Source organism: Acholeplasma laidlawii, from assembly GCF_015709225.1.
In the GTDB taxonomy this organism is placed as follows: Bacteria; Bacillota_I; Bacilli_A; order Acholeplasmatales; family Acholeplasmataceae; genus Acholeplasma; species Acholeplasma laidlawii_A.
Genome location: NZ_JADNRS010000053.1, coordinates 81,523 through 93,568, shown reverse-complemented (window position 1 = coordinate 93,568; position 12,046 = coordinate 81,523). Strand labels below are relative to the sequence as shown.

The following is a 12,046-nucleotide window of genomic DNA, read 5'->3' as shown; positions in this document are numbered from 1 at the left end:
TAGTAACTTTAAAAAGGTGATAATAAGCTTATGAGAAGAATAAAGAAAATATTATTAATAACGCTTGTTACTATGACTATCATCTTTTCTGTGATAGTCATTGGATTAACTGTTGTATCCTTTAACGCATATAAACCACTAGATGAAATGTATGATGCTATAGAAACCCTTGATATAGCATCAGTTGAGATGAATGAGTATTATGATAGCTATAAGTTGAAAGTAACCAATCCTAAAGGCCAAATTGTCATTATCCCAGGTGGATTGGTATACACAGAAAGTTATTTATACTTGGCATATAACTTAGCTCTTGATGGATATAATGTTACGTTATCTAAAGCCTTATTTCATTTAGCTATATTAACGCCTAATTATGCTTCAAGATTCTTATCTAGTACACTTCCTAATATTATTATAGGTCATTCATTAGGTGGTACAGTTGGTGGTTTAATTACATCAAAATATCCTGATAAAGTGGATCACTTAATTTTACTAGCAAGTTATACAACAACTAAAATTGATAAAGCATCAACACTGCTTATACAAGCATCAAATGATGAAGTGATAAATAAAGATAAATTCGATGACAGTCTAGTTAATTACTCAAATTATCAAGTGTCTGAAATCAATGGTGGTAACCACGCAGGGTTTGGTTGGTATGGTAATCAAAAAGGTGATGGTACTGCAACTATTACAACTATAGATCAACAAAATCAGATTATTGATATTATCATTTTATATCTAAATTCATAAGAAACATTATAAAGTTTAAACTAAAAGATGATCAAGAATCTTTGATTAAATCCCTAACTGTAAATGACTACTATCAAGCTCCATTAGGTAATCGTGAGTCAAATTTCCTATAATAATATAAATCTAGGTTTATAAATAATTATCTGACTATAATAGAAGATGAAGGAGGGACTTATGGAAAACACGACAGAAGTAAAATTTAACAAATATTACCCCATACGTACTTCCATTAGTAAATATTAATAGATTATTTAAGGATAAAATTTAAGTCATAAACTTGTAGTAAAGATGCATCGATTTTGATGCATCTTTTATTATATCTTTTGGACAATATTAAGTCATAAATAAAGTAAAATGCTCCACAAGGCAAGATTCTCGCAAAACCACCACAATTAAATTATGTGAAACGTTTTCATAAGCAATAAATCCCACACATTTTATATACGGCCTATAATTCAATTGTCTTAAGCGAGATAACAAAGTTCAAAATAAGAAAGTCAGAGGTAATATCGATGAAAGTTGTTGTTATAGGTTGTACACACGCAGGTACAGCAGCAGTAAAATCAATGTTAAATAATAACAAAGATATTGAAGTAAATGTATATGAAAGAAATGATAATGTGTCCTTCTTATCATGTGGTATCGCCCTTTATGTTGGTGGTATTGTAAAAGATGTGAATGGATTATTTTATTCAAGTCCAGAAGAACTAAGACAATTAGGTGCTAATGTCTTTATGGAATATAATGTAGAAGCAATTGATTATGATAAAAAGACTGTAACAGTTAAAAATCTAACTACAAATGAAATCTCAGTAGATTCATTTGATAAGTTAGTATTATCCACAGGATCATGGCCTATTATCCCAAGAATCCCTGGTATTAGTTCAAGTAACGTATTACTATCTAAAAACTTTAATCAAGCAAATGAAATCATTGATCAAGCTAAACACGCTCAAAAAATTGTAGTAGTTGGTGCAGGTTATATTGGTGTTGAGCTTGCTGAAGCATTTGAACTCTTAGGTAAAGAAGTAGTCTTAATTGATGGTGAAGAACGTATTATGCCTAAATACTTAGATGAAGAGTTTACTAATCATGCACAAAAAGCATTTACTGATAATGGCGTTAAATTAGCATTAGGTGAAAAAGTAGATAGTTTTATAACATCAAATGATTTAGTAACACACATTAAAACTAATAAAGCTACATATGAAACAGATTTAGTTATTATGTGCATTGGTTTTAGACCAAATGACACTTTATACAAAGGTATACTAGAAACCACGCCAAATGGTGCTTTAATTACGAATGAATATATGCAAACATCAAACCCTGATGTGTTTGCATGTGGAGATAATGCAAACATTATCTATAATCCAACAGATGAAGTTAGATATATACCACTAGCTACGAATGCAGTACGCATGGGCACACTTGTTGGTTTAAATATTAAAGACCAACATGTACCTTATGTAGGTACACAAGGTACATCTGGTATTAAAATATATGATTTAAATATTTCATCCACCGGTTTAACTGAAGGGGTAGCAGAACAAGCAGGTATTGAATATGAAACAATTACTATCCATGATCATAATAGACCAGAGTTTATGCCAAGTTATGATGATGTATTATTAAAGTTAGTCTATGAAAAACATACTAAACGTTTACTTGGTGGTCAAATCTTATCTAAGTATGATTTAACTGCACAAATGAACATCTTAAGTTTAGCAATCCAAAACAAGATGACAATCGAGCAACTAGCATTTGCTGACTTTTTCTTCCAACCACATTACAGTAAACCCTGGAACCTACTAAATACAGCTGCACTCGCTGCAATCAATAAAAACTAAGTTAAATAAAAATGGAAATCGTCTAAAATAGCGATTTCCATTTTCTTTATTTAAGTTACTTAATTAAGTATTCTAATAGTTTTAAAGCCGCTTCTTGTGGCCCTTTTTGTTCATAACCATCAAGTGCTAACTTAGTATAAATTACACCTACTGGGATATTGTTGTCTTTTAACTTATTAAAGTAAGTAGAGATTAATTCTTTTGTCAGATCTTCATGTTGTACAGGTCCAAATGGATTAGCAAAGTAAGTAGAAGTCATACCAACTTCACTTGTAGTACCCTTAGCTTTTCTCTTTCCTTCTTCAAACACTTTAGCAGCATCATCTGATGCATCAAATATTTCTAAACCAGATTTTGTTTCATCATAGTTATTTGCATAAAGTAGTAAATCTACTTTATGCTCCTTCATTACAAATTCATAATCAGCAGCAGGAAGTACGACTCTGGCATTTGTCTTATTAGGGTTTAAAAATACCGCTCTATCAATTTGTTTGTAAGCATAGCCTTGGTCTAGGTCATCTAGTCTGACAAATGCCCCAATTTCAGTACCATAGCTTACTATCTTACCATCTTTAATATCAAAGGTACCCATGTCATCATAAATGATTTCAATAGAAGTGACTTTACCCTCTCCTACTACACGTAAGGATTCAATTGTTTCTGATTTACCAGCACCACTATCACCAATAATGACTACATGTTTTGTTTGACCACCTTTAAGTTGTAATCTAAACATAGCACCATGAATTGGTAATTTCTTTTCATGGATCATTTTAACGTTATGTAGTGTTAATAACATTTTCTTTACATAGCCAAAATAGTCATTTTTATCATCAATACTTACAAAACCAGCATAGATGTCATTTTCTTTATCGTGGTAATATGTACCATCGTAATTAGACTCATGTATACCATATACATAAATTAGATCAGGTTTTTTATCTTTATATGCCTCAAATGAGACCATTTCAAATAAAGAACCTAAGGTTACTGCATATTTCATAAACTTGTTATGAATATATGCGTAAGTTAAGAAAGGTCCTACTTTAATAGCAACTACTACATAATCATTCTTGTGTAGGTCAATATCTTTTAAGGGGTTATTAAAGACTTCTTTAAAAATGCCTGTTCTTGTATTGGATTTAGAATAAATCATTAAAGGTGGTGTAATTACAATACCAGTAACAAATCTATTATCAGTTAACTTTGTATATGGTGCATCATAAGTCCATGGGTTAGATACTAAGGAAAGATTCGCTTGTGTACCAGCAGGTAATTGGCGAAGTAAGTGGTAATTTCTATCTAATATTTTTTCAGTCACTGTACGATATAAATTAAGCACTAAATTAGAAAAACTTTCTGTTATATTAATTAAACGTTTATTCATCGACTTATCATCATCAAATCTTGTTCTAGATAAAAAGCCATAACGTTCAAACTTTCTCCAGTAGTTATAAAACTCTTCTGTAAATAAGAAGAAGTGGTATCTATTGAGTCTATGACTTAAAGCATCTAATCTTTGTACCACTTCTTCATAAGGCCAAACAAGTAGTGCTTTATAAATGGATATTAAATCACTTTGTTTGATTTTTAATATCCATTTAAAATCTGGATTTTCTAATTTCTTAGTGTGTTGTAGATAACGTCTTAAGACGAGTTGAAATGGTCTTGAACTTAAGATATCTGATTCTGAATTACACGGGATTCTGTTAAATTGTAATATAAAGGATGTTTCGTCTAATAAATAGTTTTTCATTTAGTGATACCTCCAATGATTGGTTACTATTTATTGTAAGTATAACATAATTAAGCACGAAATTAATTAAAAATATCTTAAATGCTATAATGGCATTAGTAAATTTATGTGAGGAGCACTTTATATGAAATTAACACATCAAGAGCTTAAAGGCTTACAACAAATGATAGAAAAGACATCATCTAAAGTCTTAAATACTTATAGTAAAGATAACCAGGTAAATAGTTTTAATCAAGATGTCATCTTTCTTGGAGACTCTATGATTGAGTTCTTTAATCTAAAAGGGTATTTGCCTACACTAAATGCACTTAATCGGGGTGTAGCTGGTGCTACTACAAAGTTTATACTAGATAACCTAGATGTTATCTTGGGTAACATAAACCCTAAATCCATATACATTTCTATTGGTTCAAATGATCTTGTCTTACTAGAATATAGCGTATCTAATACATTTGATAGTATTACTAAAGTACTAGAGGCGCTATCTTTTAGATTTCCAACCGCTAAATTATATTACTTATCTACAACACCTGTAGTAAGTACAGATCATCCACTATATAAAAAGATCTACATTGGTGGCAGAACCAATGGTGAATTAAAATCAATAAACTACAAAGTTATGAATTATGCGAAATCAAATGATATAACATATATACACCAATTTGATGATTTATTAGATAGCGAAAGCTACCTAAATACTAACTACACTTATGATGGTATACATCTTAACTCTAAGGGTTATGAAGTATACGCTAAGAATATACTAAATAATCTATAAACAAATAGTCAACAACCACAATTTTCTTATAAAAAGGCAATTGTGGTTGTTTTTTTTATATTTATTACCTAGTATTTACCTTTATTAAAGGATTTGGGACAGTTTTGTCATAGGATTACTTAAATATAGGTGTTACAATAATATCGTGGAAACCTAAATATAGGTTGTCCCATGGTAGTTTTTAACAAATTCTTACGATAAAAGGGTATAGGGGACATATAGCACTTAATAAGTAGGAAGTCGCTTCTTTTAAATAAAGAAGTAAAAAGAGGATATAGTATGCCACCTTAAAAATCGGGCCAACTTGGGAGAATCAAGTAGGTCAGGGGAGAGTTTTAAGGTGGTATACTATTTTTTTTATATTCATAAAAAAAACAAACATGATACAATATTCATATATCATCATGCTCAACACATCAAGAATACTATTTATTACACATATACTTTTATTAAAAAGAGGTTGTTTTCTTTTCTATAAAGGTTAGGGGGATATATGTTTGAAAGTATAGACGTTATGAAATCACTAGATTCTATTAGAGCCAATCACAAGATTAAGATACAAGATTTAGTTCAGGGTATAATGTCAAGAAAGACCTATACGAGATTATTAAATGATGAAGCAAGTATTTCTTTTTACGATTTAAATAAATTATTAGAAAAACTTTCCATACCTTTTTTAGAGTTTTCTCTTTATGTTGTAAATAGTGTTGAAAGTCAATTTCCAATGGAATCTAGTTTCTATTTAACTATCCTAAGAGAAGACTATCAAAAAGCATATGATGCGTTTTATCCGGGTGTTAAGGATAGGGAACTTAAAACTATATTTGGTGCTAAATCTGTACCTGCAACGATAGAACTTATGCTTTATAAATTAAACAAGCAATCTAAAGAAGTATCTTTAAGAAACTTGCATCAAAAGTTTAATTTAAAAAGTATACTAGAAAGCAGAATCATTGATGATGGTGTATCTGGTATACTTTATAGTTTTGTTTATTTAGTAGGAGATATTGAAAGAAGACAAATTGGAAACTTCATATATGAAGTTATATTTAATCCAAGTTTTAAACACTTTTACTCTTATACAGAAATATCTAAAACGATTATTCATATAGCAGGTATCTTATCATTTACCTTGCTTGATAGTTTAGATAATGAAGAATTAAATCGTTTAGAAAAAATAGTCATTGAAGCACTAGATTTTCAAACTAAATTTAGAGCGACAGTATTTGATCATAAAATATTTAGAATACTTTATCAATTCCAAAAAGAAAAGAATTTGAAAAATGACTTTATCATATTTAATTACATCAGTTCTTATTTAAGTGTACTTGAAAAGGGAGCTATTCCGCATAAGTTAGATATAACTAAAGAAGATGTGAATATCTTTAAAAATTACCTAAAAAAAGGTTTATATCAACAAAATACGATGTATGAAGGGATGCTTAAACATGGAAAAATATGGTAGTTATTACAGATTGTTAGATGAATTAAGGATTGCCAAAGGCTATACAATAGCTGAACTATGTGATGGTATCATTTCAGAAAGAACATATCTTAGACAAATTAAGAATGGAGCAAAAGTTAACTTTACTATCTTTTCAAAACTATTAGATAGATTAGATACACGTATGGGTCAATTCATGACCTATATGATTCACTTTGATAAGTCTGATACTGGTGTTAATAGATTTGCTATTAGAGTGCACATGTATCACTTTATGGATATTGGCCCTATTTATGAACATATCTTAAAATATAAGTCCGAAAACAAAATAGAAACACTCATGGTAGAAGCATTTAAATTAGAGTTTGAATACTTAATTAAAAAGATTACAAAAGAAGAATTTAAAATACACTACCAAGTGATTTTAGAATCACTTAAATCACTTGGTACAGAAAATTTAATTGTCCACTTAATCAAGTTTATCTATCATAGTTATTTTAGAGAAGAAAACACAATTGATCATAAAAAGTTTGGTCAAATGCTCATTGACTATAACTCCAATCTTTCATTGTTTTACTATATTATGTTAATGGATAAATATTTAAGTTTTATAACTCAACAATCAGAAATTGATTTTGATATTTATGAGAAAATACTAAAAACCCTTGAGGCATATTTTATTTACATGAATGTTAAAAACTATGAATTAACGATTCAAACATACCATGCATTTTTATATCATGTGAAACAAGACTATAAGATGAGAGACAAATACTTATATAAAGCAATAATGAACTCACTAGTGATTCACTCTGATTATGCACAACAGGCATATAAAGAATTGATCAATCAAGGATTTGGTTTAGATGTCAAAAAATTCTTACTCGATTATACAGAATATATTGAAGTTGAACTTATTGGTCATAACTAAGCTAAACCAGTTTAACTAAAAAAAACATGTCACACTATATTGTGGCATGTTTTTTCATGTAAATGTTATAATTAAAGTAATAGAACTGAATCCGATCATACTTTATAGTCAAAGGGGATGACATAAGTTTGAAAAATTTATTGATATTCATGTCAGTAGTAGGTATGTTAATGGTTGGTGGTTATCTTGTCTATCCAAAGGAACCTTTTTTCGAGTATGATGGATCTAAATATTATGCCTCAGATGTAATTGATATATATGAATCTAAAAATGGACTACTTATCACTATTCTAAAGTACACAGAAGATGGTGTTACTACCGAAGTATTTGTAATAGATAATGATGATGCGTATGTTAGATTAGCCTATACCAATATAGGTGTAATATTATCAATAACCAAGGGTAGTCTTCAGTATGAAGATATCCTGGAAATAGAGGATATTACAATAGATGCTTCACTTATTAAATATAAGGACCTTGCATATAACTATTTTGTCTATCAAAATACAATGTATGAAGATTATTCTTTTGTCCTATATGTTTTATTTAGTGGTTGTCTTTTGTTAGGTATGATCTATTTAAAAAGTTCTATCTCATTTTATCAAAAGGGATTTGGAGTATATGGGGTCGTAAATATGATACCTGCATCTATGTTAATCATTTCTTCTTTAGTCATGAACATAAACCTTATCATAGTAAAAATAACTTAAAAAGGTAGTGATTAGTTTATGAGAAATATCGCACTAGTTGGTGTCGGAAATATATCCAATAAATATCTTTCGGGATTAAGTAAATCAAGTTTTAACTTGGTGTGTTTAGTCGATATTAATACATCTCCTATAGGCATTAAATACTATAAGGACTATCCACTCTATAAAACGATTAAAGAGGCTACTTCACATCACAAATTAGATTATGTTTTAATCTCAACACCACCAAATACCCATGATGTACTGATTAAAGAAGCACTTGATCAAAATATTAATGTATTGGTTGAAAAGCTTATTTCAACCAATATAAATACTTACCAAGCACTTATTGATTTAGCAAGAAGGAAAGGATTGGTACTAGAAACGCTATATCACTGGCAATTTGGTGATGAAGTGCCTTTAGTTAAATCCTTAATTACAAAATCCATCAAAGAGATAGTTATTCATGGAGAAGACCCGTATTGTGATATGAATGGACATGTAAAAAGTAGCTATCTAAATTTAGGTGGTGCCTTAATCGATAGTCTACCTAATGTGCTAAGTTTTTTAAGCCTAATCATAAATATAAATCAGTTAGAGTTTAAAGGTAGAACAGATATTAAAGATAGTGTTTCAAAACAAATAGTCCAAACAAATTTAACCTATAATGTTGGGGATACTATCATAAAGATACATATCAATTGGTTAAGCCATAAAAACCATAAAGAAACAACCATCCTATTTGATGATGATACATCCATTTATATAAACCACTCGATACCACTTGTTAAAACAGAATCACTTACTATAAATTTAAGTAATGAAAATAGATTAGAAACACATTACTTAAATTTATTTGGTAGTTATGAAAGTAGAAAGCATCACGAATTACACATGCATCTTATTCACAAGTTCTTAATAGATCAAATCACATAAGGGGGAAAACGGATTTGAGCTTAAAAATAAAACATATGTTTAAAAGATTTGGACGTGCTATATCAAATATTTCTTTTAAACTCTATAGAAAAACATTTATGGCCAGTGGCACCAGAAATGTTATATTCATTGTTGTAGTATTTAGTATTGGTTTTGGTATATATAGCCACTTTTACTGGGAGGAAACCTATAATCAATTTATTGGTACTTTTGTAGGTCTTGCTACTGCAATCTTTATTGGTTCTTTAGCTCATCTTATATCATTAGCATTTGAAGACCGTAACAAGGTTACAGAAGACTTTCGTTTAATTGCTGATACCTACACTAACGAATCACTAAGGCAAAAAGTGAACTTTTTAGATGGAACAAGCATCAATTTTGCTTATAAGGGTGAACCGACCATAATAGAAAGTATCAAGGTAGTTGATAACAATAAAAAATTATATTTACCCACAGAGGTCATGAGTTCTAACTTTGTAAAACTCTTTAATGCACATAGAGGAAGTTACAAGAAAAATGTATATACAGTTAGAGTAGATGATGTCAAAGAAGATGGTAAAACGTTAACTGTATATACAAGTAGAAGTACGTATTTCAATCACTTAATATCTAACCGTGTCATGGATTTTCCGTTTGCTAAGTCATTAACCTTGAGAAGTTTATATGAACCGGGACCTGATATTACACCTCTAAAGACATCATTTTTCTCAAACCACTTAGGTATTATTGGAATTATTAAAACAACCGATAACTTTTATATACTCAACCAACGTTCTAAAACAGGATCAACCTCAAAAGACTTACTAGTATCACCAGTAGCATTTGGTTTAACAGCAGGTGTTAAAGAAGATGTAACACAAGAATATATCGAACAAAAAATACTGGATAAAACCAATGAACGCTTAAGATTATTTAAAGAGGATAAAGAAAATCATGTTACTAAGATTACCCATATTGGTTATGGTAGGGATGTTTATGAAGCAGGTAAGCCACACTTTTTCTACCTTATAGAAATCAATTTAGATAAAGATGATTACTTAAGACGCTTTTACAATAAGAACTGCACCAAACACATGATTGATTATAATAGTAAGGCGTTTGCAATAAAGCCAGATGAGTTTGGCTTTAAAAAGGGTTACTTCCATGTAAAACACCATAACATGAAACATAAAGTAAAAACGTATTTGATGAAGGCAGAAACAAATTTAATTATGAATCTAAAATGTTTAATTGATTTAGAGTTATTCAAATAATCACTTTATTTGACAATTAATTAATTTGAGTTAAAATAAAACTACCATAAAGAGAAGGTGAGAGACAAGCTCTATGACCCTTCAGCAACCTGCAAAACTAAGTAAGGTGCTAATGCTTGAATGATGGATACATAAGATACGACTTATCTAATGGACGCCATCATGTGATGGCGTCTTTCTTTTTGGTAGAAAGAAGTGTATATGAAAAATGATTTAAAGAATGAACTTCTAAAATATTTAGAAGGCATTAGAGTTAAGGGTAAGGAAGATAAAGACAATTATCCAGATTATATGATAAAAGATAAGGTAGAAAGGGATAAATTACTTATTAAACTACTTCAAAGTAGTCAAGATGTATTTATGTCAAAAAAATCTTTATTTGAGTATTTATCTAAAATAGATGATTATATTAGGGAACAAATTGACTTACTATATCCACCAATTACAGTGTATAATGATCTGATTGTAAGTGTATTTGAAAATCTAATTATTGCATCAGTAATTGATGATTATGAACTTTCTCATAGTTATCTAAAAGAGGCTAAAGAGTACATGTACTATATAAGAAAGCACTTTGCATTATATTTAGATACTAGTATATTTCCACTAGAATTATTTCGTGATCTCAAACCCATTTTAGAAGGAATAAATAAGTAAAAATAAAAGGATCAGCCTTAAATACGTTACGCTATTTAAGGCTGATCCTTTATTTAATCTAATGTGATAGAATCGATACTACGCTTTAATATACTAGAAGATCTTTTAAGTGATTTGAGTTCTTCATCATTTAAATTAAGTTTTACTACATGGTCTACCCCGTTTTCATTTAATACAGCTGGTAACCCTATATAGAGATTATCAATATCATATACATCATCGTTAAATACTGAAATCGGTAGAATTCTGTTTTCATTATTGAAAATAGCCTTTGTTATACGTACTAAAGCCATACCAATACCATAATATGTGGCTCTTTTTCTTTGGATAATTTCATATGCTGAATTTTTTACATCAAGGTAAATCTTATCTAAATCAGAGAATTTGATTTGTGCTGGCATGGAGTCTATAACATCTTTTAAAGGTTTAACACCAACAAAGGCATTTGACCAACAAACAAACTCAGAATCTCCGTGTTCACCTAAGATATATGCATGGATATTTCGAACATCAATGTTGATGTATTGAGATATCTCATAACGAAGTCTTGCAGTATCAAGAGAAGTACCACTACCAATCACTCTATTTGATGGTAATCCAGAGGATTTCCATACAATATAGGTTAAGATATCCACAGGGTTTGTTGCAACCAAAAAGATGCCGTTAAAGCGATGTTTCATAATCTCTTTTACAACAGACTGCATAATCTTAGCATTTCTGTTTAAAAGATCAATTCTTGTTTCTCCATCTTTTTGATTAACGCCTGCTGTAATAACAACTAATTTGGCATCCTTACAATCTTCATACGTACCAGAACGTATAAGCATTTTTCTTGGTGCGAAAGCTAGCCCATGGTTTAAATCCATTGCCTCACCTTCGGCTTTTCTTGAATCAATGTCTACTAATATAATTTCTTCTAAAGTTCCTTGGTTTAAAAGTGCATAAGCATAGCTCATGCCTACAAAACCAGTACCTACAATAACAACTCTATTTTTCATG

General features: G+C 29.8%; 11 protein-coding genes and 1 riboswitch. Of the genes, 9 read left to right on the top strand and 2 right to left on the bottom strand.

The window, feature by feature from the left end; genetic code table 11:
- The first annotated feature begins 30 nt into the window (after positions 1–30).
- Entirely contained in the window at positions 31–753 is a 723-nt protein-coding gene (locus IY230_RS06150; protein ID WP_196370726.1) for an alpha/beta fold hydrolase, read from the top strand.
- A gap of 512 nt (positions 754–1,265) precedes the next feature.
- Positions 1,266–2,603, top strand: coding sequence for an FAD-dependent oxidoreductase (locus tag IY230_RS06145; RefSeq protein ID WP_196370725.1), 1,338 nt, complete (start codon positions 1,266–1,268; stop codon positions 2,601–2,603).
- 55 nt (positions 2,604–2,658) lie between these two features.
- Here the strand turns inward: IY230_RS06145 and IY230_RS06140 are convergent, their stop codons facing one another.
- Positions 2,659–4,359 (bottom strand): phosphoenolpyruvate carboxykinase, encoded by a 1,701-nt coding sequence (locus tag IY230_RS06140; protein ID WP_196370724.1) that lies wholly within the window; start codon positions 4,357–4,359, stop codon positions 2,659–2,661.
- 124 nt (positions 4,360–4,483) lie between these two features.
- On the opposite strand from IY230_RS06140, the gene IY230_RS06135 reads away from it, so the two are divergent.
- From IY230_RS06135 to IY230_RS06105, 7 genes are all read left to right on the top strand, one after another.
- A complete protein-coding gene (locus IY230_RS06135) occupies positions 4,484–5,137 on the top strand; it encodes a GDSL-type esterase/lipase family protein (RefSeq protein ID WP_196370723.1) in 654 nt (217 codons plus the stop codon).
- 493 nt (positions 5,138–5,630) lie between these two features.
- Entirely contained in the window at positions 5,631–6,602 is a 972-nt protein-coding gene (locus IY230_RS06130; RefSeq protein WP_196370722.1) for a hypothetical protein, read from the top strand.
- Entirely contained in the window at positions 6,586–7,512 is a 927-nt protein-coding gene (locus tag IY230_RS06125) for a hypothetical protein (protein WP_196370721.1), read from the top strand. The genes IY230_RS06130 and IY230_RS06125 overlap by 17 nt, the downstream gene beginning before the upstream one ends.
- 128 nt (positions 7,513–7,640) lie before the next feature.
- Entirely contained in the window at positions 7,641–8,222 is a 582-nt protein-coding gene (locus tag IY230_RS06120; RefSeq protein ID WP_196370720.1) for a hypothetical protein, read from the top strand.
- An 18-nt stretch (positions 8,223–8,240) separates the two neighbouring features.
- Positions 8,241–9,137 carry a Gfo/Idh/MocA family protein gene (locus IY230_RS06115; protein WP_196370718.1) on the top strand — a complete coding sequence of 299 codons (897 nt, stop codon included), beginning with the start codon at positions 8,241–8,243 and terminating at the stop codon, positions 9,135–9,137.
- Positions 9,138–9,151: 14 nt separating this feature from the next.
- Positions 9,152–10,390 (top strand): hypothetical protein, encoded by a 1,239-nt coding sequence (locus IY230_RS06110; RefSeq protein WP_196370716.1) that lies wholly within the window; start codon positions 9,152–9,154, stop codon positions 10,388–10,390.
- Positions 10,391–10,431: 41 nt separating this feature from the next.
- Positions 10,432–10,520: riboswitch (SAM riboswitch) on the top strand.
- Between the two features lie 71 nt (positions 10,521–10,591).
- Positions 10,592–11,047, top strand: a complete 456-nt coding sequence (locus IY230_RS06105; RefSeq protein ID WP_196370714.1) for a hypothetical protein — start codon at positions 10,592–10,594, stop codon at positions 11,045–11,047.
- A gap of 53 nt (positions 11,048–11,100) precedes the next feature.
- Here IY230_RS06105 and IY230_RS06100 read toward each other — a convergent pair whose 3' ends face one another.
- Complete coding sequence (locus IY230_RS06100; RefSeq protein ID WP_196370712.1) at positions 11,101–12,045, bottom strand: L-lactate dehydrogenase; 945 nt, start codon at positions 12,043–12,045, stop codon at positions 11,101–11,103.
- Between the last annotated feature and the right edge of the window lies 1 nt (position 12,046).

Coding starts and splice junctions, on each gene's coding strand:
- IY230_RS06105 (WP_196370714.1), top strand. CDS start 10,592: ATGAAAAATGATTTAAAGAATGAACTTCTAAAATATTTAGAAGGCATT.
- IY230_RS06115 (WP_196370718.1), top strand. CDS start 8,241: ATGAGAAATATCGCACTAGTTGGTGTCGGAAATATATCCAATAAATAT.
- IY230_RS06125 (WP_196370721.1), top strand. CDS start 6,586: ATGGAAAAATATGGTAGTTATTACAGATTGTTAGATGAATTAAGGATT.
- IY230_RS06145 (WP_196370725.1), top strand. CDS start 1,266: ATGAAAGTTGTTGTTATAGGTTGTACACACGCAGGTACAGCAGCAGTA.
- IY230_RS06130 (WP_196370722.1), top strand. CDS start 5,631: ATGTTTGAAAGTATAGACGTTATGAAATCACTAGATTCTATTAGAGCC.
- IY230_RS06100 (WP_196370712.1), bottom strand. CDS start 12,045: ATGAAAAATAGAGTTGTTATTGTAGGTACTGGTTTTGTAGGCATGAGC.
- IY230_RS06150 (WP_196370726.1), top strand. CDS start 31: ATGAGAAGAATAAAGAAAATATTATTAATAACGCTTGTTACTATGACT.
- IY230_RS06140 (WP_196370724.1), bottom strand. CDS start 4,359: ATGAAAAACTATTTATTAGACGAAACATCCTTTATATTACAATTTAAC.
- IY230_RS06135 (WP_196370723.1), top strand. CDS start 4,484: ATGAAATTAACACATCAAGAGCTTAAAGGCTTACAACAAATGATAGAA.